Below are 20,506 nucleotides of genomic sequence, written 5' to 3' on the forward strand. Positions count from 1 at the left end.
ACAGAGCCAATTTACTACGCAGCAGAATTTAATGCACATATTTTCACATTACAAAGTTTATCTTGGATGTTGTTTATTTTATGCATAGTAGTATTATTTATAATAAATAACAGTAATAACAAGTAAATTTGTAAAAGTAACTCAAATAAGAGCCTATCTTTGAATCCATCTACTAACTTTTATAATTACACATAGATGAGCTGGTAATCATCTATAGAAAACTAAAAGAACAAAGTGAAGTTAACACTCTAACTCACTTTGTTTTCTTATAGTGATTTTCCATTATTTCTACAAGATTCATTATAAAGTTTCTATCATGAACATTTTTTAAGTTTAAATTATGTTTTTCTTTTGTCCTGCCCAGTAAGTAGTCTAAACTCACATCGAATATATCTGCTAGTTTAACCGGACTCTTTAAACTAACGTGAGTTCGAAAAAGTAAAAAGAAATATTTAAGGTATAAAAACCCCATTAAAATGTTTTATTATTGTAAGTGATAAAACAAAAGGATGGGATTTCATGCAAGATTTATTAATAAAAATATTTTATAACGTAGACAGTTACTGTATACTTCTTGAAGAATATTATAAAAATTATTTTTTAAGCAATGATAAAGGTGAAATTTTATCCTTCTACTTAACCTCTGGAAATGTAGATGATAGAAATTTGACTGTTATAAAAAATCTAACAAAAGAGCTATTTGGAAAATTGTTTGGAGACAGAGGATATTTGTCACAGAAAGTTGCGGACATGTTATACCCTAAAGGTATACATCTGATAACAAGGTTAAGAAAAAATATGAAAAATAAATTGATGTTAATGGAGGATAAAATTCTTCTCAGGAAGAGATCAATAATTGAAACAATAAATGACCACCTAAAAAATACATGTCAAATAGAACACAGCAGACACAGGAGTGTCAGTAATTTTATGGTGAATGCGGTTTCAGGTCTAATTGCATACAGCTTTCTTCCTAAGAAACCATCTTTAAAGTTAGACCAATACACTGTTTTAGCTTAATTGAAGCAATCTAGAATAAAATGTAACCCATTAGTGAGTCTATTTTTTTGTATTTTGTCTATGGTAAAGTTAACCATAAACAACCTCAAATTTTCGAACTCACGTTAAATAAGTCGCTAGTAAAAGTAAAAGAGATTATTGAGGAAGGAAAAAAACTTGGAGAATTCTTAGGTAATATTGATTCTAACTCAATGACTTTGTATGTTGTTTCAACAATAGAGGGTGCCGTGGCACTTTGGATTATGAATCCTGAAATTGATATACAGATGTTATTTAGAAATAATTATAATTGTGTGTGGAGAAGCATTAGTAAAAGTGATAAATATAATGAAGAGTAAGTGAATGTGAAGAAATAAATTTTTGTATTTTTCTTATTAAGCCAAGTATTAATTCTCCTGATGAATTTACACTGCCACTGCGTTTGGTAATTATACCCTAATTTTATTACAATAGGGCAAAAAACCGTACCGAATTTTTTGAGTACGGTTATAATTGTAAATTTGAGTGATAGAGACGAGAGGTGGTCATTTGGCATTTATAACCCACTACGTTTACTCGATATCTGCATCTGATATATAATATTTATATTTTGACATTTTAAAAATAAATAATAGATCTATAAATTATAATTATCTTCCAATAAATTATTAAGTTCATTGCTATTAAGCACGTCTAATTCTTCATCTTTTTCATTGCTATCTGTATCTAAATCAATAATAACACTTCTTTTTTTATTTCTTGATAATTTTCTTTTATTCTTATCTTCTAAAGCCATTTTTATTAAATTTATTGATTCTGTGGGAGTTTCACATCCTCCAAGAACCACTATATTATTTTTCTTGTTATATGTTATATATGTACTCCTATAAACCTCAAATAATTTAGTTACTTCATAGGGATCATATCCGTCAATTTTTAAATTAATTGCCAAATAGTCACAATCGTATACATCTTGTTGGACAAATACACTATTTTTTATTGCTAAATCAATAGCAGTCTTAACATCTTTTAAACCATCATACAACTTTAAAATAAGTCCCGATCCATCTGCCGTATTTATTCTGAATGAATCTTTATTATCAATGCTGCCATCAGAATGGATACCTACTATGTTATAGGCTAAATCTAAACTTTCAATCACTTCATTATTAATTTCTTTATACGTATTTCTTTTATTATTATCTACAAATTTGACATCATTTATTAAATCCATTATGCTATTTATATCATTCCAACATTCTATTGTATTTTTAAATGCTAACTCATCTTCCTTTAAACTAGGTAAAATAGCTACTACATTTACTTTAGAATTTGGTAGTACTTTTTTTACTATTTGTACAAAGGTTTTTATTGCCCCAGAGCCTGTTCCTCCAGCCATAGTTGTGAGTACTACAACTACTTCTGTTAAAGGATATTTGATTAATAATGTTCCTATAGCATTGGCATTATCTCTTATCATTTCTTTAGATTTAGTTCTATCTCTTCCCGAACCATCTGTTCCTGGATATACATACACATTTTTTCCCATATCTGCGTTTTTCAATGGTTTAATGTCAAATAAACTGCTATTTATAAATAACCCATTGTATCTTGAATTTTTACTTAATAATCCATCTACAATATTTCCGGCACCTTGACCTAATGCAACTAATAACATTTTACCTTTTTCCATAATTACGCTCCCTTATTTAAAACTAATTTTTTCATATCTCACTTTAACACTAGCTTGTATTTTCTATATTTATTATCGAAAAAAGTCAGAATAACCTTATATTTTTTAAACCAATAATATTTTTTACTTAAGCTTACCTGCTATTTGTTCGAAAAAGAAGGAGGGGGAGTAATTATCATGGATAATAAAGATAAATATATAGATACACAAAAAGTTGAACATAAAATTCAAAATAGAAAAAGGGGCGAAATATTATATTATTCTATGAGTCAGGTTGCTGATTTGTTGAATGAAAATATTAGTAATATAAAATACTATACAAATATATTTGATAATCTTTTAAAAATTGAAATAATAGATAAAGAATTGCGTTATACTAATGATGATATTGATAATTTAGAATTTTTAATAAAATTAAAAAATAGAGGCATGACTCTTAAAGAAATTGAAGAGTATTATAGTAAATTACCTTTAAATGATAATGAAGTCCAGCATCCAGGAAGTAATTTATTATCGGTTGAGGAACTTATTGATTCAATTAAAGAAGAGCAGCGAATTCAACTTGACAATTTTAAAATTCAATTAAATAAAGATATACAAGATGCCAATTTATTATATGTTAAAAATATTACCTTAACAATTATTGATGCTCAAAATAAAAGCCTTAATAAATTCAAACAGGATTTATTTGAGGAAATTAGAGAATATCTGAACTCTAAATTCGATAAAATTAATGAAATTAACCTAGATTTACATAACCAATTTATTAATAATATAACAGAATTTGTATCTAAAAAAATCGACAGTAAAAATAACGAATTAAAAGTGAATTTACAAAATGATTTTAATGCATTTTTTCAATCGTGTTTAACTAATAGTGAACGTTTAATAAAGGAAGTTAAAAGTTTCAAAAAAGTTATAGAGAATGCTTATTATACCCAATACCAGGTAGAAATGGATAATGCTAATTCAGGATTTTTGAATAAATTACTTCAAATATTTAAATCTAAATAAAATTTGAAGAGATTAATTTTATACTCTTGTTTGAAGCTGTAAAAAGGTTGCTGACAGAAAGTATTTTTCTGTCAACAACCTTAGTTTTTATATAAGACTATTACACAATATTATTCGTTTAATCCTAACAACACATAGAATGTGTTTATATTTTTTGCCTTTTACATACATAACAGCTCAATTTAATTACTCCCTTTAGTAGTATCATTATGAATATCGTTTTTTCCTTACCGCTATTTTTAATTCTCATCCTCAAAGGTAATCTTCATCTTTTTTAAAATATAATAGGTAAATGTTGTAGATGCTACAAAAGTTTCTTTTTCATCAGTAATATTTACATTAACTACCATGGTGTTTTTCCCGTGCTTTATCACGCTAGCTTCTGCAATAAGTTTTTCCACACCAATAGCAGCATTGAGAAAATTAATAGTTCCATTTAAGGTTGCAACTCTGTTTTCACAAAATGCAGTAGATGAAGCTCCCACCATATCTGCAAAGGTAAAAATGACACCTCCATGTACAGCATTAATGGGATTTATATGTACTTTCTTAATAAGGAGTTCCCCACAAGCGTAGCCCTCCCTGATTTCCAGAATCTTTACTCCAATATCTGTTGCAAAATCACCTGGTTTATTTCTTTTCTCTATGAGCTTTTTATAATCCATTTTTTATCCTCCTATCCTTGTACAAATATTATAAAATGTCAACCTGTGCATATAAAAATTGTATCACATTTATAATAGGGGTCTCTAGTATTAGAACAAGGAGCAGATACTGATTTTGGATTTAAAAATATTGAGTGCATTAAGATTAATAGCATAAAAAATTCTATCAACTTTTGACCGATGCTAAAATCAATTGGATAAGCTTATCCTTCCTTTATTAATGAATATATTAAATTAGGTATATTTTCAAGAGATACTTGTTTTTCTACTGCTCCAATATCATATGCTACTTTCGGCATCCCATAGACTATACTTGATTTTTCATTCTGACCAATGGTTCTTGCACCGGCTTTCCTCATAGATAGAAGACCTTTAGCTCCGTCATATCCCATGCCTGTTAGTATTACTCCTACAGCATTACTACCAATTTCTTTTGCTACAGATTCAAATAGTAAATCTACTGAGGGACAGTGACCATTTACCCGTTCTCCAGAAAAGCATTCAACTTTATATTTGCCGTCTATTTTTTTAAGCCTCATATGTTTATTTCCAGGTACTATTAGTACATTTCCCATTTCCACTATGTCTCCAGTCTGGGCTTCCTTTACTTTTAGGGAAATTGAATTAGTATTTAACCTTTCTGTAAACATACGTGAAAATATAGGAGGAATATGCTGGACTATAACAATGCCTGGAGTATTTCTAGGAAGATATTTCAATACATTGTATATAGCCTCTGTTCCTCCTGTGGAAGCTCCAATTGCAATTATTTTTATTTTATTAACTACTTTACTACTTTTATGACTTATGATCCCTCTTGATATATTATTTAATTCTCTATTAGGTACTTTAGCTATTGAAGCTATTTTAATTTTAAGTATAAGCTCCTTTATAAATATCTCTACATTTTTAACAGACTGGACATCAGGTTTTGTAACAAAATCAACTGCTCCTGCCCTCATAGCTTCGAATACCGATTCACTTATTGTACTGACAACAACCGTAGGCAGAGGATATTGTGGTATAAGCCTCCGTATAAATTCTATACCGTTCATCTTAGGCATTTCCACATTACATATCATAACGCTAGGATGAAATTTCGGTATCTTATCCCTTGCGTCAAAGGGATCAACAGCTTTTGCTATTACTTCTATGTATGGATCAGAGGAAATCCCCCTTGATAATACTTCTCTGAATACGAGACTATCATCAACTACTAATACTTTTATCTTTTTTCCCGTCCGCACAATATCACCTTGATTATTCTTTCATGTATACAGCAGGCATAATATATTTGTATCTTGTTTCTTCTCTATTTAAGGATTCCGAATAACCAATAAATAAATATCCGCCAGGCTCGGTGATACCATAGAATTTGTGAACCAATTCTGTTTTTGTTTTAGTGTCAAAATAAATCATTACATTTCTGCAGAATATGACATGAAACTTCCGTTTAAATGGAAATACTTTATCCATGAGATTAAATTTTCTATATATGATTTCATTCCTTATCTTATCCACCAGTACACTATTTTCATTATCATAATATTCCGAGAAACTATTAAAATTGTTCTGCATAAGTACATTATGAAACCTACCCTCCACAAGCGCCTGTTTTTCTTCTTTCAAATGAATACCATAATTAGTTTTTATGTAGTCTGCGAGTTTTTTGAATTCTTTTTTCGTAATTGCAACTATGGATCTTACCTACCTTTTGATAATAAGATAGCTTTTCAGCTCATCCTTTTTAAATCATACTAATATTTGCCAAATTCTTTGTCACTTAATGCTATTTTAAGCTTGGATGCAGCGGCTTCATCACCAGCCGCATTTGAATTACTAGTACTAGCTCTATTTTTTTTCAGCTAAACCTTCTAACATTTTAAGTACCTCTGGATTTAACTCATCAAAATTACTTATAAGAGAACTATCTTTTTTAAGTTCAAACCTACTAACCATGTTCTTAAGTATTTCTGCTTGATTAGATAACTCTTCACTTGCTGCTGCACATTCTTCAGAGGTTGTGGAGTTAGCTTGAACAACTTGCAATACTTGTATAATACCCTGATTAACCTGTGAAATTCCTGAAGCCTGTTCACTAGAAGCAATTGCAATTTCACCAACAAGGGTAGTGGCTTTCGAAATAGCTTCAACAATACTATTTAAGGCTTCTGCTGTTTTGTACCATGTTCTACCTTCTTAATAGATCCTTCTATAAGTACCGTTGTCTCTTTAGCTGCATTAGCACTCCTTGCAGCAAGATTTCTCACTTTTTCTGCAACTACAGTAAAACCCTTACCATATTGTCCTGCCCTTGCAGCTTCAACGGCAGCGTTTAATGAAAGTATATTGGTCTGAAATGCGATTTCATCAATGACTTTAATAATTTTTCATATATTACTGGAAGCCTCATTAATTTCATCCATGGCTTTTAGCATTTCATGCATGCGGTTTATCACATGAGATTCACTTTATTATGTCATACAAAAGTTATAATTTTCAGGTATTCTATTATAAAAAATTTAGTTAAAAAGAATGTTTGGATGATAATTCTATACAAGTAAATTTTAGGAGGGCTTTTTATGTGGATAATTATAGCAACTACAGTGTATTTTTGTATTATGTCAACAATTTTGAAACTTTGTAAAGCTGCTTCTATGGCAGATAAACAACAGGAAAAAATGTACAGCAAGGCTATAAAGGAAGCTGCTGAAAATCGTTGAAGCTTATGAATATGGACAGGAGTTAAAGTAACAACAAAAAATATGTTGTGACATAGTACATTCAGAGTTTCAGAGGAATCTGGAGCTCTTTTTAATGAAGATAGACTTGTATTTAATGGTAAAAAGTGTGGGTATAAGTATCCTAAAATAATTTGGGATTAGTATATAGCAAAAATTTTGCAGTAAAATTAAAAACCAGGGATTATCCATCACTGGTGTGGTGAAAAAGACAATGGCTATATTCAGAAAGTAAATAGAAAACATAAAAACTTTAATACAAGGAAAGTTTTACACAAATATAGGATATGTAAGATTAGGTTTATTATACTGGGAATAGAAGGAATTATGTGAAAGAGAAGTGTAAATATAAAAGGCTAGATTGAAATGATGATGTTAAGATAGCAATGCTTAAGGCTAACTCCTAGCTATGATAAGAATTAGCCTTTTGTGAGCATGGATATGTCCGTAACTATTTTTAGATTTTATCATTTTTATCATGGATGTCTAATTTAGATTTTTTATTTTTTATCTTTTTTTTAGCAATATCAATGGATTCTTGTTTGGTATTAGTAGTTTTAGAATTATCTATACCTAGCATCTTCCATATTGCAGAATCAGGGTTGCCAATAATATTTGAGTTGCTCATTATAATCGCCTCCTTTTAATACAATATTCAATATAAATATGTTATCATATATTATCTTAAAAGTGGCATGGATCCTGTTAGTTTATTTACTTTTTTCTTATTCCCATAAATGGCAATTCCAAAATAATTGTGGTCTTGCTCTGATGTGACTGCTGCTTTTGTAATATATTCGCTGTATATGTTACAACTTTGTGCAACATCAGAAAAATCAACAACTATCAAATCGCCAAATTCAGATTTATATAAACGTTCTCGCAAATTTTTCAGAATTTCCTTATCTCCGCGCAGTATTGTAATAGGTATTGAAATAATTCCCAAATGAGTTTGATTTGAAGCATCCATTACATCGTCCCCTACCTGTTCAGGGATATGCTTTCCGAGTGTTACACCCAAGATGGCGGAAGTATTGGCTATGACACCAATTGGCAGTTGTGAATCTATAATCATAATGCATTTCATATTAGAATCATTCATTTTCAAGTCCTCCTTACAAACACTCAATAATGCAAATCTTTAAAGATGTTCATATATTGTTTAGGTGTCAGTCCGATAAATTTCTTAAAAAAGTTTGAGAAATGGCTCTGGTCAGTAAACCCTGTTTGAAATGCTACGTCAATTGGCAATACGCCCTGCTCCAAAAACTTTTTTGCCTTATCAATTCGTATCGTTTCCAAATAACTGTATGGCGAAATCCCCTTTTGTTTGGTAAAGGAGCGTAATAAATAGTACTTGCTTAGTCCAGTCAGATTGCTTAAATCGTCTAGTGTGATATTCTTCATGTAGTTTTGTTCTAAAAACTCACAAATGGCTTTCGCTTCTGTGCTCTGTTCAACTTTTGGTGATGTTATGTCTTGTTCTGTGTATTCTTCGATTAGCTGATCCAAAAGGAAAAAGAATAGTTCTTCTTTTCTAAAATCCTTTTCCTCTTGCATGATCATCAAATGCAGTTCCTTTAGCAGTGAAACTAATTCGCTGTGAAAAGCAACTTGTGATGTAAAATAGGGTAAATAGTCTCTGTTCATTATTTCAAAAACAACTTTGCTCATAATCTCCGGTTGAATATTGATACAGCGATAATCCAGCGTTTTACCATCAATTTGCTCACATGTATGATTGTCTCGTGGATTAAACAGTAATAGATCTCCAGGTGCTATAGTATATTCCTCATTTTTACAGGATAGATACCGTTGGCCGTTTTCAATAAATCCAATCACATAATACTCATGAAAGTGGTTGGGGAATTTTTGCATAATCCCTTGAAAATGATAAGCTTCCATCATTAAATCTGAATCGAATTTCACAGTTCTTACTTCTTTTCCCAAGAATGCACCCTCTTTCCTAACTATCTGATAATCAGTGTATCACAAATTGTCGTATCATTCTTGTATGATATTGCTCTGTGAATTCTCCATGCCTATAAGCAATGTTTTTGTATACATTATTCATCTGCTAGTTGTCTATTCTATTGTCTTTTTGTAAGATTTGGGGAATACATTCTATCCTGAAATTTTACCTTACCGTAATTATCGACTTTTGTAAATTCATGAAGATATACATTAATACTATACTATTCAATTAAGAGGAGTATGGTATTTTTTAGTGCAAAGTATAGATAGCAAAAATATTAGGAATTATTCAGGAATTAAGGATAGGCACTATTAAGACCGTGTCTATTTTGTTTATAAATAGTTAATAAATATAACATTAAATTGTAACAAATACCATATATAATAATAAGTGTCCTAAGGAAATAGCCTTAGAGGAAATAAAAAATAATATTGTTAATATTATTATCTTCAAAATAAATTGTGAAAATAAGCACTGGTTATTTTAGGTGCTTATTTTTTATTATGTGTGGATATAAAATAGTTGTTTATATTCATAAAGACTTTTTAAAATATAGCTAATGTATATACAAGAGTATGTACATTAGCTATAATATATGTTAGTATATATTATATGTTGCTATTATTGCAATGCAATTGGTGACAATCTCCGAAGTTTAAATCTTTATCACATACATTGTGACCTATTAGAGAAATAAGTACCTGAAATAATAAAGTGGTACTTGTTTCTCTATGTACAAAAGTATTTAAAATATATGTAGTTTTTGAGGCAATTGATTAAGTTCAGGTGTCTTTTGGTATGTGTAAATATTTATTTAACCTGTACAAAATAACATAGTAACAATTGATGTATATAATACACAATAAGGCATGTATAATATTATAATATCCCCTGGGCATTGAGGATACATAAGGCTGTGTTTGTGTTTACAGGGTACTTTAAATATGGATGCAGCCAACCACTCTAAATCTAATATAAAAATAAACTCTTTACACGTAAAGCAGGCATCCTTTATTCAGGATGTCTATTTTTTTATATTGTTCACAGATAGTTATTATATATGACATTGTTTGGTAACAAATACCGTATATAATAAATAGTGTAAATAGCTTAAAATTAGTTTCCCATGATGTATAAATTTAAGCCAGTGTCTGTGGTTGCAGGGCACTTTAAATTTAAATGCAACTATTATAAGTTATATATTTACTGAACCCTTAAAATAATACTGAAAATAAGCACTTAGCATTGAGGTGCTTATTTTATTATTTGATTGTTTTAAGGAAATTTTAAGAATTAGCGTGTAAAATATTACTAGTGATACACTGGTTACCTTAGCGTATAAAGTGATAAGATAATAAAATCTGTTCACAAATAGTTAATCATTATGCCATTAAGTTGTAACAAATACTACTTATAATTATAAGTACATTTAGTGGACAAGTACCAATGCTGAATTAGTAGTTTATAAAGTATGCCCCCTAAGCATAAATGTAAACTGGTGTCTGTAGTTGCAGGATACTTAAAACTTAAATGCAACTACCACAAGATAGTATAAGTTTAGACTCCTTAAAATAATATTATCATAAAAAAGCACTCGTCTTGGTGTTGCACTTTTTTTGTAACAAAGCCTTCGTCCAATAATTCAACAAATGCTTTATATATCTGGTTATTGTTCTCAGACCAATACATAAAAGGTGTATTCTGAATTATTTTTTTGATTTCGTATCCGGTCAATGGTTCTCCGTTTAGAAGCCCCAGAATCACATGGTTTAATGACATAATAAATCCCTCTTGAAATTCTACCTTTATATCATATGTTAATGATATAAAGGTAGTCAACAGGTTCTTTGCTTTTAATTTGGAAAAGCTGCTATTACTTAAAAAGATAGAATCTTGTTTTGAACGCAAAAGCCCTGCCACTTGCCGGTGGAAACCCACAGGTGGCGGGGCTTTGATGATTGGCAGAGTTTATATAATTCTATATTCTCTCTATTAAATACAAATACTATTGTTAATTGTGATGATGGCAGAATAAAATATATTATTGAAGATAAGATTATTATAATCAATCTAAAATAAAGCGTTTAACAATATTCTGTAATTCTTATATAATTAAATTAATAAATGAAATAAGTAGGATGCTGTAAGTGGATATATTAGACGATATTATTATTTTAAAAAGATATGGTAAGTGTAAATTTGTTTGCAAGAAAAATTATGTATATGTTTGTATGATGGAGGATTAGTATGGAATTTAAATTGGCACTGTTAGCGGTTAAAAATGTGAATGTTTCTAGGCAGTTTTATGAGGAACTTTTTGATCAAAAAGTTGTTCTTGACTTAGGACGAAACATAACATTTAGTGGTGGGTTTGCAATACAAGAGGATTTTACATGGCTTACAGGTTTGCCGGTTGAATCTGTTATAGAGAAATCAAACAATATGGAATTGTATTTTGAAGTAGATGATTTTGATGCATTTATGCAAAAAATAGAGGATTACAAGAATATTGAATATGTTCATCCACCTAAGAAACATGAGTGGCAGCAACGGGTTGTTCGGATTTATGATCCAGACCATCATATTATAGAGATAGGAGAATCTATGGCAGTTATAGCAAGGCACTATCTTGCAGAGGGTTATTCTGTAGAGGAAACATCAAAAATTATTCAGCATCCAGTTGAATTTGTTAAGATGTGTAAATATTAAATCCTCTCAAATTATAAACATTCATATAATTGGAATCATAAACTCATTAATACTATGGGGGTAAAATTATGGATAAAGAAGATAAACGTAAGATGGAAGAATATAAAAAAAATTCAATGGCTAACTTGGCTGATTCAGTAAATCGTTCACAGATAGGTGATTTAAGTCAATTAACAAAGGGAAATTTACTTACAAGGATTATTATTAGTATTATAGTTATTGGAATACTATCATTAATATTCTTTGCTATTAATAATTAACAATGTCTGTTAAGGCCATTACAGTCATATATCTAAATGATTTTATAAATAGTTTAGGACACATTATAAAAATTATGCGAGTGCGACACGTTCCTAAGTGAAAAGCTTAGGCACTAGGGAGTCGCTTAATTTCCCTAGGAGAACTGATAGTTTGAAAAGTCAAATGATGAGGTAACGCTTTGAAGGGCTTTCTCTAATCTACGACTGGCATTTAATGAATAAGCATTGAAGTGTCAGATAGCTCGTTGAAGTCGGCTGAGAGTACACCCTAACGGATTATGCTGAGGAAATGTGAACCAGAGGTGGTCAAGTGTATGATAGGTCGGGAGTCTATAAAATATCTATGGTGAGTATGATACAAAATAAAGAAAGTATCTGACGAATGACTGATTGTAAGGGTCTAAAAATTTGAATAATAGAAATGTTATTGCTACAAATATAGTGTCCAAGAGGTTGAGTAAGATTTCGCGTTATGAAAAACCTTATAATGTTATAGGCATTATTGTTTGAATAGGCTTATAGGAAACACCTAATGATATATGAAAAGATAAAATTATTGGAACGTGGTAAGCGTTGAACATGAAGGACTTATTTCCAATGAAATGTTGATAGGGAAATTCTCTTAAATAGATATAACTTATCTTAATCAATGTGAAAGTAGAGCCACAGTACCTATGAAATTAAGATAATAATTAATGGAGGGATAGGCTCTAGTCAATATTTACATTAAAGCAAATAATCACAATAATCATTAGGTTCGAGTATGACTAAAAGAGGCTAAAATTTCAGAAATGGAGTTACTAACCGACTAATGACAACCTTAAAGAAAAAGCACGAGAAAAGACAAAAATTGAGAAACAGCGAATATTATGATATGCAAAAATATTTTGACACGTTATATGAGGAAAGTAATAAAGGTAAGAAATTTAAAAACCTGCTAACTTTAATTTGCGATGAAAGAAATATTTTCCTAGCATACAGAAACATAAAGAAGAATAAGGGAAGTAAAACCCAAGGTGTTAACACAAATACAATAATGGATATTGGAGAGGAAAACCCTGATGAATTAGCAATATATGTTAGGGAGAGACTTATTAACTACAAACCTCAACCGGTTAGACGAGTGGAAATACCCAAGCCCAATGGTAAAATGAGACCTTTGGGTATACCTACAATTGAGGATAGAATAATACAGCAATGTATAAAACAAGTCTTAGAACCTATATGTGAAGCTAAGTTTCATAAAGATAGTTATGGCTTTAGACCCAATCGTAGTACACATCATGCTATAGCCAGAACTTACTCATTGGCAAATATAAATAAACTAACATACGTCGTAGATATTGATATAAAGGGTTTCTTCGATAATGTAAATCACAGTAAGTTGTTGAAACAAATGTGGACAATGGGTATACAGGATAAAAATCTACTATGTGTAATATCCAAAATGTTAAAAGCAGAAATTAAAGGGGTAGGGATACCAAATAAAGGTACACCTCAAGGTGGAATTTTATCACCATTGCTTTCAAATATAGTTCTAAATGAATTAGATTGGTGGATTAGTAACCAATGGCAAACACTCAAAAGCAAATTTCCTTACAAACGAGAAATCTTTAAATATCAAGCATTGAAAAGAAGTAAATTAAAAGAAGTTTATATAGTAAGATATGCAGATGATTTTAAGCTATTCTGTAGAAGCTATAATAATGCTAAAAAGATATTTAAAGCTGTGACAATGTGGCTAAAAGAGAGATTAGGGCTGGAAATAAATGAAGAAAAATCGTCTATAGTTAACCTAAAACAAAAATACTCTGAATTCTTAGGCTTTAAATTCAAACTAAAATCAAAAAATAAAAAGCATGTTATAACATCAAATGTTAGTGATAAAGCGAAGGAAAGAATAAGAAAGACATTAATAGATAGAGTAAAACAAATACAGAAAAGAGCAAATGCAAGTGTAGCAAGCAAGTACAATGCAACTGTTCTTGGAATGCATAATTACTATAAAGTGGCAACAGAAGTTAACATAGATTTTAGCAAAATAGCCTATTTGGTCAATCGAGTTATTTATAACAGATTAAGAGGTTTATCTACTAAAAAAGGTTTCAAAAGTGAAGCATATAAAAAACTCTATGGAAAATATAACTTCAAAGAAGTAAGTATAGCAAAAATGACATTGTACCCGATTGCAGGAATAACTACAAAACCACCGTTAAACTTTCCAATAGGTGTAAATAGCTATACTGTTGAAGGAAGAAATAAAATACATGAAAATCTAAAAAGGTACAATGCCAAACTACTGAGATATATTACAGAAAACCCAATTAGGGGTGCTACAGTAGAGTTTAATGATAATAGGATATCGTTATATATAAGCCAAAATGGAAAATGTGGTATAACAGGCAAGGTACTAGAACATGGAGAAATCGAAGTACACCATAAAATTCCTAAAGGAAAAGGTGGAACGGATAAATATAAAAATCTAATAATCGTTAGTGAAGCAATACACAAATTAATACATGCTACAGTAGCAGAAACCATAGAGAGATATAAAAATATACTAAAACTTGATAAATACCAAATCAGAAAAATAAACACTCTTCGTAAAATGGTTGGAAATTGTGATGTATAGCAAATAAGTAAATATTGATGGGACGCCGTATGAGTTGGAAACTCTCACGTACGGTGTTAACTGGGGGAAAAGGTGGAGATAGTTTCAAAACCTTACCTATCAGAATACTAAGTAAAATAAATTGTTTTTTTGAAAATTGAATAATATGGTGCATTATGTAATTAGTGATAGTTAATAATAAGAATGGTAAAGTAAATTATAGCGAACAAAAAGGAGCGATAATTATGCAGGGATATTTTGCGGTTATAACTATAATCTTACTTGTGATAATGATTTTATGTCGTGTTTTTCTATTACGTAAAATGGGTATTAAAGCTATAAAATTTGGTGAGATAGACAAAAAAGACTTCATTATTATCCCATTTGTTTTGGTTTTCTTTTATCTTGTATTTACAAGTGCTCTGAACTTGCCTGAAGTAGGAACAGAATTGTTTAACAATGAGATTGTTGGCTGGATTGGTGTAGTGTTATGTGTGATAGGACTCTTATTATTTCTGTTAAGCTTGATTTCCTTTGGAAAAAGCTTTAGAGTCGGAATAGATGAAGAAAAACCAGGTGATCTAATAACAACAGGTATTTTTGCAATTAGTCGCAATCCTATTTACGTTGCTTTTGGGTTTATACTGCTTGGAGTATTTCTAATTTTCTCAAACTGGATATTATTGTTGTACTTAATTGCAGGTTTCTGGCTTTTTAATCGCCAAGTTCTTCGTGAAGAGGATTCTTTGAAAAAGATTTATGGCAAAGAATACTTGGAATACTGTAAAAAAGTCCGTAGGTACCTTTGATGTAAAAGAAAGAATCCTGTATTAATTGGCATTTTTCTTATTTCATAATTACATTAAAAAATGAATAAATGTTTTGAACACTGTATTATTGAAAAGTAGAAATTAAAATAATACTTTAATAAATAGCGTGTCCAAAATTGGATTTATTATACAGAGAATTTAATATAGATTAATTGAAATTTCAAGCAGAATTAAACACCGGGGATTATCCATCCCCGGTATAAAGAGAAATAAACAATATATAAGCATAGTATCTAGTTTACACACAAGGTTAGATATTATTAATCTAATATATTGATATAACCTTATAAAAATATGATGTGCAGAATTTTAATTAATATGTTGGAAATTTAAGGGGCGATGAAATGAAATATAAGCTTGAGGAATATGCAAAACAACATAATTTAAAAATGATTTAGTTTACAGAACAAATATACTCTAATACAACTTTGTTCTGAATGATACAAGTTTAATACTTTTATTCACCAATCAAATATAGAAACAATATATCAGCAATTTTGGAACTGGAGTATTCAATTAAAGAAAAAAAGTTATTTTACAGTAATATAAAAAAATTGTTTTATGGTACAGGTCTTTTGACGCTGATGCTTGGTATAGTTGTTGGAATCTTTTATTTTTCTAGGCTAACCAGATATATATAATGAAGAATTCAGTAGGAAGCATTCAAAAGGGTGAATTTAGTAAAGTAGATAAAGTTAATCGAAATGATGAATTGGGAAAGATGTCATTGGAATATATATGGATGATTTAAATTTAATTGATAATGCTATAAAATATAATAAGCAAAATGGCAGTATACATAATTGAATGTTATAAAAATGACAAAGATAACTATAAGTGTTTCAGATACTGGAATAGGTATGAGTGCAGAAGTACTTCCTAAAATTTTTCAACCTTCCACACCAAATAATGATATTTTAAAAGAGCAAATTAAATTCCTCCAATATAACTTGAATATTGATTATAATGCAGGGTTAGTTATAGATGGAGTAACAGGTAAAAATACACTTGCAGCATTAAAAGAAATTCAGGATATTACTAAATCTCATTTAGTTTTATGGATTCAACAGAAGTTAGAACAATATGGATATCTAAAGGAAAATTCCTATATCCAAATGTTGTATAATGAAGCAACTTTTTAAGCTGTAACTAAACTACAAAAAGCATGGGGTAGATCCATATCGGGACAATTGGATCTTTCTACTTGTGATATATTTTTGACAAATTAGAGAGCATTAAAGTGTTCTTTTTTTAATATAAAAAAATAGGAGGAATGTGTAATGAATATCTATCAAATAATTATAACTATAGTTGTTATTATAGGGGTATGTGGCTCCGTAGGTTTCTTATTTCCTTTAAGCAATAAAGTGAGCAGGGCCACTGGCATATTAGACCTAATAGATAAGTTAGGAATTAAGTCCACTAAAGCAGCTCAACAATTAGCAATATCATCTCAATTGCCTTTAGAGCAAAGGAAAGAAAAAGCTAAGGAAAGTATTAAAGAAGGATTGGCAGCATTTAAAATAACTATTACACCTAAATTAGAAAAAGTAATTGATGATACTATTCAAGAAATGGTGTTTGATTCAAAGGCACCAGAGGAACAAAGGAACCAGTGTCAAAAGGCTCTGTTAGAGCAGATATCTCAGCTTCAGGTACAGATAAGCCAACTTGCTACAGAGAAAAGTCAGTTGGAAGCTCAAAATGCACAGCTCTGACAACAAATATCTACTATTCAAAGCACTGTACAAACAGTACAGAATTGAGTTTAGTGGTCTTAACAGGCCACTATATTTTTTGGCTTATAGCTTATTTGAACATATTGCAAAATTATATATTATATATTTATAAGGTTAATATCCTTATTTAATTTTTTATAACCAATATAATTTAATAAAAGCTCTGGTATTTGCCAGAGCTTTTATTGAGGTAATACTAATACATAATGAGTAAAATATAAAAATATTCTTATGGTATTAACCATTATATCCAATTCATTGTATTTAAAACAAAAGAGAGCTTTAGGTTTAAAATATATTTACAATATATGTAAAATAGTATATCATATACTTATGAAGTCAACATTCCTGAGTTTATTATTTACAACCCAATATATGCTCCAAGCCTACCAGAGATTTTTCTAGTAGGCTTCACTTTTATGTCTAAATATGGACAAATTGTTACTATATTGTTACAATTAAATAAAATATACATAAATGGGGGAGGGAATTATAGTGGAAAATAAAAATCTAATAAAATGTAAAGCTTGTGGTGCGGATATTGCAAAGAGTGTTAAAAAGTGTCCGCATTGTGGAGAAGACCAGAGAAATTATTTTATGAAGCATAAAATAATAACAGCTCTGCAAGGCCTAAAGTAGAGGACAAAAAATATAGTTATGATAAGTTTATGCAGATTGAAATAGGCATGACTTATGAACAGGTCAAAACAATTTTAGGGGAGGGTACAGAGGAATCTTCCACAGGCGATGGAGATACTAAAACTATAACATATAGATGGAAAAACAGCGATGGAAGTAATCTCTCTGTGACATTGCAAGGGGATAGAGTTATGAATAAGACACAAACATTTTTACAAAGTATGGATGCTAAAGTAACTATGGATAAATATCCTATTTCAATAAAGATAGATTTTTTGCTCTTTTAAAAACTACTTTTGTGGTTATTCTGATATTTGTTAGAAATATTATGCTTCCTATCTTGACTTTTAAGATTTCTTATGGGAACAACATATTTTTCTATGAATTTTGTAATTGGATTAATTTTTCCTCTCTAATTCTATCATTTGGTTCAATTAACAATTTTATAAATTTTTCTTTAAATAGTCCTATCGCTATATTTTCATTGATCCTGATAGGATACTTATATTTACGCTTCTCTGTTTCTTTTTCTATAGTTTTATTTGATGAATGTAAGACGTCCTGTATCATGTTGTAAACAACTATTTGTGCCCAAAAGTCTTGGTATACATATAATGCTGCTTTTCCTTTAACACTTTCTAGCTTCATTTTATTCTTCAGGGTATGATATTTTTTTTTCAATTTCCCATCTCTTAAAATATAGATTCTCTATTTCTTTTCCACTGAATTCAGTTGGGAGATTTGTCATCAGTGCAAGTTCATTTCCAGATGGTAATTTAGATAAAACAATCCTCGATGAAGTATACTTTTTTGACCTTAATTCCTCCACAATTTCAGGATGATTCTTTTTTATTTTTGTTAACCTTGGATTTGTATGCATAAGCTTTACAACTTCATCTTCTGTAATCATAAACTCCCGTTCTTTTTTATAATCATTGCTGGATAGTCTAAACAAATACTGAACTCCATTTTCCTCTAAAAAGTGAATTAATTCTATTGACAGATATCCACGGTCAAATACAACAATAAAATTTGTATTCGGCAGTATCTTTCTTATGGCATTAATATTTTTCTTTGCTAGCTCACTTTCACTTGTTTTAATAGAATCTATTTGCAAATCTAAAAAGAAATGATTAAATACATCAAATATACTACTTACCAAAGCTCTTACTTGACCTTTGGAATGATTATTACCACATTCTCCAAAAAATGCTCTATTTTCATCAGAATTTGGGACTTTTGCTTTACTTCCGTCAACAGCAAACACTAGATGATTATTCCATAATAAATGATTATTAGTATAATGCTTGTCAATGTTTTTAAAATACGTTTTATTTTCATTACAGATTACCTCCTTTTTTATATCTATAATATTAGTAAAATAAACTTTTTAAATATAGACGTTATTTTTTTACGGTTACTTATATATTTTTTTAATGCAAATTTAATAGTTCATTAAACTTAATGCTTTGTATCTAAATAGTAAATCCTTGAAATATGTCCCTAAAAACTACTTCGTCGAATATGTACTGTATGATGAATTTTTATTTGGAATCTCATTCATTGGGATCCTGAAAAGTTATTGTACTCTGATGATTATTGAGTGTAGGAAGTTGTTCTTTTATATATCGATAAAATGCCAACATATTTTCAGTCAATTCTTTGTTTTTTTTCTTTACGAAATATACATCCCAGCTAAAGTTATCATCCGGGAATTTATAATATCTGAGCTTGGGATCATCCGGGCGTATGGTATGTGCCGGAACAACAAACAGAAGATTGTTATGTTCTGCAATCTCTCTTAAGGAGTTGAAATCACTAGAGGATATATCAATGATTGGGTTAAATCCTGCATTTCGACAAGCCGCAACAAAATTGTGGCGGATGTGAAATTGTGTACTGAACATGGCATATCTTTGACATTTCAAATCATCCATCTGGATATGTTTTTTTCGGTATAATTCGTGTGTCCACGGAATACACAGATATGTCTGTTCTTGAATTAAACATTCAGCAGAAAAGCGGTCTGTATTCATGACACCAATTGTAATACAAAAATCATATTCGTCTTTTTTCAAAAGTTCTTCCAGATAAAAGTCTGCATGATCTGTATATTCAATATTCACATGTGGATGTATATTCTCAAAATCAGTAATCAGTTTATAAGGCAGTACAGAAACTACTCCAAAGGCCATACCAAGAAAAATAGTTTCCTGAGGAACATCCTTTATCTGAGAAATATGGGAATACATATATCTTTTTCGCTCTAAAATAATACGACATTCATCCAAAAAATACGCGCCATATTGCGTGAGGGATACTCCATTGGTATCTCTGTAAAGCAGTTGGCATCCCAGCTCTTCTTCTAATTTTCGAACTATTTTGGATATGCCTTGCTGGGACACATGATATACCGCAGATGCCTTATTGATACTTTTGCACTCGCATACTGCTATAAAGACCTCCATTTGTCTAAATGTCATAACTCATCCTCCTTCATAACTTTTTTTAAATATCGTTTACATATATTAAATCATAGCACACTATACAATAAATTTCTTGTAGAAAATAGCACAATTATGATTAAAAATCGCCAATATTTACGAAACGCTCTCTTGTATACAACCTTTT

The 20,506-nt window shown here is 29.9% G+C and carries 23 protein-coding genes and 1 pseudogene; 12 read left to right on the forward strand and 12 right to left on the reverse strand.

Annotation, left to right across the window (positions count from 1 at the left end; genetic code table 11):
- Window positions 1-253: 253 nt before the first annotated feature.
- Window positions 254-382 carry a hypothetical protein gene (locus CKL_RS21460; RefSeq protein WP_278184181.1) on the reverse strand — a complete coding sequence of 43 codons (129 nt, stop codon included), beginning with the start codon at window positions 380-382 and terminating at the stop codon, window positions 254-256.
- Between the two features lie 137 nt (window positions 383-519).
- Here CKL_RS21460 and CKL_RS02810 point away from each other — a divergent pair, with 137 nt between their 5' ends.
- Together CKL_RS02810 and CKL_RS02815 are read left to right on the forward strand one after the other, a co-directional pair.
- Window positions 520-1,020, forward strand: a complete 501-nt coding sequence (locus tag CKL_RS02810) for an IS982 family transposase (protein WP_011989137.1) — start codon at window positions 520-522, stop codon at window positions 1,018-1,020.
- Between the two features lie 47 nt (window positions 1,021-1,067).
- Window positions 1,068-1,358, forward strand: a complete 291-nt coding sequence (locus CKL_RS02815; RefSeq protein ID WP_011989138.1) for a TetR/AcrR family transcriptional regulator C-terminal domain-containing protein — start codon at window positions 1,068-1,070, stop codon at window positions 1,356-1,358.
- Window positions 1,359-1,636: 278 nt separating this feature from the next.
- On the opposite strand, the gene CKL_RS02820 is transcribed toward CKL_RS02815, so the two are convergent.
- Window positions 1,637-2,692 carry an FtsZ/tubulin family protein gene (locus CKL_RS02820; protein ID WP_011989139.1) on the reverse strand — a complete coding sequence of 352 codons (1,056 nt, stop codon included), beginning with the start codon at window positions 2,690-2,692 and terminating at the stop codon, window positions 1,637-1,639.
- Window positions 2,693-2,869: 177 nt separating this feature from the next.
- Here CKL_RS02820 and CKL_RS02825 point away from each other — a divergent pair, with 177 nt between their 5' ends.
- A complete protein-coding gene (locus CKL_RS02825; RefSeq protein ID WP_011989140.1) occupies window positions 2,870-3,706 on the forward strand; it encodes a helix-turn-helix domain-containing protein in 837 nt (278 codons plus the stop codon).
- A gap of 239 nt (window positions 3,707-3,945) precedes the next feature.
- Here CKL_RS02825 and CKL_RS02830 read toward each other — a convergent pair whose 3' ends face one another.
- The 4 genes and pseudogenes from CKL_RS02830 to CKL_RS21465 all read right to left on the reverse strand — a co-directional run.
- Window positions 3,946-4,371: a PaaI family thioesterase gene (locus CKL_RS02830; protein ID WP_011989141.1), complete on the reverse strand. Its 426-nt coding sequence runs from the start codon at window positions 4,369-4,371 to the stop codon at window positions 3,946-3,948.
- A 203-nt stretch (window positions 4,372-4,574) separates the two neighbouring features.
- Window positions 4,575-5,618, reverse strand: coding sequence for a protein-glutamate methylesterase/protein-glutamine glutaminase (locus tag CKL_RS02835; protein ID WP_011989142.1), 1,044 nt, complete (start codon window positions 5,616-5,618; stop codon window positions 4,575-4,577).
- A gap of 13 nt (window positions 5,619-5,631) precedes the next feature.
- A complete protein-coding gene (locus tag CKL_RS02840) occupies window positions 5,632-6,069 on the reverse strand; it encodes a CheR family methyltransferase (protein ID WP_172634785.1) in 438 nt (145 codons plus the stop codon).
- 59 nt (window positions 6,070-6,128) lie between these two features.
- A pseudogene (locus CKL_RS21465) lies at window positions 6,129-6,821 on the reverse strand (methyl-accepting chemotaxis protein); the annotation flags it as partial.
- A gap of 132 nt (window positions 6,822-6,953) precedes the next feature.
- Here CKL_RS21465 and CKL_RS20580 point away from each other — a divergent pair.
- Window positions 6,954-7,094, forward strand: coding sequence for a hypothetical protein (locus CKL_RS20580; RefSeq protein ID WP_155814016.1), 141 nt, complete (start codon window positions 6,954-6,956; stop codon window positions 7,092-7,094).
- 475 nt (window positions 7,095-7,569) lie between these two features.
- Here CKL_RS20580 and CKL_RS20225 read toward each other — a convergent pair whose 3' ends face one another.
- From CKL_RS20225 to CKL_RS02855, 3 genes are read right to left on the reverse strand one after another with little or no spacing between them, the layout of a single operon-like run.
- Window positions 7,570-7,740 carry a DUF2188 domain-containing protein gene (locus CKL_RS20225; protein WP_011989146.1) on the reverse strand — a complete coding sequence of 57 codons (171 nt, stop codon included), beginning with the start codon at window positions 7,738-7,740 and terminating at the stop codon, window positions 7,570-7,572.
- Between the two features lie 51 nt (window positions 7,741-7,791).
- Window positions 7,792-8,214: a DUF2000 domain-containing protein gene (locus CKL_RS02850; protein WP_011989147.1), complete on the reverse strand. Its 423-nt coding sequence runs from the start codon at window positions 8,212-8,214 to the stop codon at window positions 7,792-7,794.
- A gap of 23 nt (window positions 8,215-8,237) precedes the next feature.
- Window positions 8,238-9,062, reverse strand: a complete 825-nt coding sequence (locus CKL_RS02855; protein ID WP_011989148.1) for an AraC family ligand binding domain-containing protein — start codon at window positions 9,060-9,062, stop codon at window positions 8,238-8,240.
- A 2,272-nt stretch (window positions 9,063-11,334) separates the two neighbouring features.
- Between CKL_RS02855 and CKL_RS02865 the strand changes: the two genes are divergently transcribed.
- From CKL_RS02865 to CKL_RS02895, 8 genes are all read left to right on the forward strand, one after another.
- Window positions 11,335-11,796: a glyoxalase/bleomycin resistance/dioxygenase family protein gene (locus tag CKL_RS02865; protein WP_011989150.1), complete on the forward strand. Its 462-nt coding sequence runs from the start codon at window positions 11,335-11,337 to the stop codon at window positions 11,794-11,796.
- Between the two features lie 68 nt (window positions 11,797-11,864).
- Window positions 11,865-12,056 carry a DUF6366 family protein gene (locus tag CKL_RS02870; protein ID WP_011989151.1) on the forward strand — a complete coding sequence of 64 codons (192 nt, stop codon included), beginning with the start codon at window positions 11,865-11,867 and terminating at the stop codon, window positions 12,054-12,056.
- Between the two features lie 811 nt (window positions 12,057-12,867).
- The gene (gene ltrA, locus CKL_RS02875) at window positions 12,868-14,688 is read left to right on the forward strand and encodes a group II intron reverse transcriptase/maturase (protein ID WP_011989152.1); all 1,821 of its coding nucleotides are present in this window, start codon (window positions 12,868-12,870) and stop codon (window positions 14,686-14,688) included.
- A gap of 224 nt (window positions 14,689-14,912) precedes the next feature.
- On the forward strand, window positions 14,913-15,476 hold the full coding sequence (locus CKL_RS02880) for a methyltransferase family protein (RefSeq protein WP_011989153.1): 564 nt from the start codon (window positions 14,913-14,915) through the stop codon (window positions 15,474-15,476).
- A gap of 824 nt (window positions 15,477-16,300) precedes the next feature.
- Complete coding sequence (locus CKL_RS02885) at window positions 16,301-16,639, forward strand: ATP-binding protein (protein ID WP_011989154.1); 339 nt, start codon at window positions 16,301-16,303, stop codon at window positions 16,637-16,639.
- A 138-nt stretch (window positions 16,640-16,777) separates the two neighbouring features.
- Window positions 16,778-17,215 carry a hypothetical protein gene (locus CKL_RS02890; RefSeq protein WP_011989155.1) on the forward strand — a complete coding sequence of 146 codons (438 nt, stop codon included), beginning with the start codon at window positions 16,778-16,780 and terminating at the stop codon, window positions 17,213-17,215.
- A 516-nt stretch (window positions 17,216-17,731) separates the two neighbouring features.
- The gene (locus CKL_RS20585; protein ID WP_172634742.1) at window positions 17,732-17,875 is read left to right on the forward strand and encodes a zinc ribbon domain-containing protein; all 144 of its coding nucleotides are present in this window, start codon (window positions 17,732-17,734) and stop codon (window positions 17,873-17,875) included.
- A 29-nt stretch (window positions 17,876-17,904) separates the two neighbouring features.
- Entirely contained in the window at window positions 17,905-18,162 is a 258-nt protein-coding gene (locus tag CKL_RS02895) for a hypothetical protein (RefSeq protein ID WP_011989156.1), read from the forward strand.
- 91 nt (window positions 18,163-18,253) lie between these two features.
- On the opposite strand, the gene CKL_RS02900 is transcribed toward CKL_RS02895, so the two are convergent.
- From CKL_RS02900 to CKL_RS02910, 3 genes are all read right to left on the reverse strand, one after another.
- Complete coding sequence (locus CKL_RS02900) at window positions 18,254-18,556, reverse strand: transposase (protein ID WP_011989157.1); 303 nt, start codon at window positions 18,554-18,556, stop codon at window positions 18,254-18,256.
- Window positions 18,525-19,142, reverse strand: coding sequence for a transposase (locus tag CKL_RS02905; protein WP_011989158.1), 618 nt, complete (start codon window positions 19,140-19,142; stop codon window positions 18,525-18,527). Before CKL_RS02905 ends, CKL_RS02900 begins: the two co-directional genes overlap by 32 nt.
- Window positions 19,143-19,431: 289 nt before the next feature.
- Window positions 19,432-20,358, reverse strand: a complete 927-nt coding sequence (locus CKL_RS02910) for a LysR family transcriptional regulator (RefSeq protein WP_011989159.1) — start codon at window positions 20,356-20,358, stop codon at window positions 19,432-19,434.
- Window positions 20,359-20,506: the final 148 nt, after the last annotated feature.

Origin of the sequence: Clostridium kluyveri DSM 555 (assembly GCF_000016505.1) — a bacterium.
GTDB lineage: Bacteria > Bacillota > Clostridia > Clostridiales > Clostridiaceae > Clostridium_B > Clostridium_B kluyveri.

Bases quoted from the DNA above. Each gene is read 5' to 3' on its own strand.
- CKL_RS02890 (WP_011989155.1), top strand. From the start codon at position 16,778: ATGAATATCTATCAAATAATTATAACTATAGTTGTTATTATAGGGGTA.
- CKL_RS02910 (WP_011989159.1), bottom strand. From the start codon at position 20,358: ATGACATTTAGACAAATGGAGGTCTTTATAGCAGTATGCGAGTGCAAA.
- ltrA (WP_011989152.1), top strand. From the start codon at position 12,868: ATGACAACCTTAAAGAAAAAGCACGAGAAAAGACAAAAATTGAGAAAC.
- CKL_RS02880 (WP_011989153.1), top strand. From the start codon at position 14,913: ATGCAGGGATATTTTGCGGTTATAACTATAATCTTACTTGTGATAATG.
- CKL_RS02895 (WP_011989156.1), top strand. From the start codon at position 17,905: ATGCAGATTGAAATAGGCATGACTTATGAACAGGTCAAAACAATTTTA.
- CKL_RS02810 (WP_011989137.1), top strand. From the start codon at position 520: ATGCAAGATTTATTAATAAAAATATTTTATAACGTAGACAGTTACTGT.
- CKL_RS20225 (WP_011989146.1), bottom strand. From the start codon at position 7,740: ATGAGCAACTCAAATATTATTGGCAACCCTGATTCTGCAATATGGAAG.
- CKL_RS02820 (WP_011989139.1), bottom strand. From the start codon at position 2,692: ATGGAAAAAGGTAAAATGTTATTAGTTGCATTAGGTCAAGGTGCCGGA.
- CKL_RS02870 (WP_011989151.1), top strand. From the start codon at position 11,865: ATGGATAAAGAAGATAAACGTAAGATGGAAGAATATAAAAAAAATTCA.
- CKL_RS02830 (WP_011989141.1), bottom strand. From the start codon at position 4,371: ATGGATTATAAAAAGCTCATAGAGAAAAGAAATAAACCAGGTGATTTT.
- CKL_RS20580 (WP_155814016.1), top strand. From the start codon at position 6,954: ATGTGGATAATTATAGCAACTACAGTGTATTTTTGTATTATGTCAACA.
- CKL_RS02850 (WP_011989147.1), bottom strand. From the start codon at position 8,214: ATGAATGATTCTAATATGAAATGCATTATGATTATAGATTCACAACTG.
- CKL_RS02865 (WP_011989150.1), top strand. From the start codon at position 11,335: ATGGAATTTAAATTGGCACTGTTAGCGGTTAAAAATGTGAATGTTTCT.
- CKL_RS02825 (WP_011989140.1), top strand. From the start codon at position 2,870: ATGGATAATAAAGATAAATATATAGATACACAAAAAGTTGAACATAAA.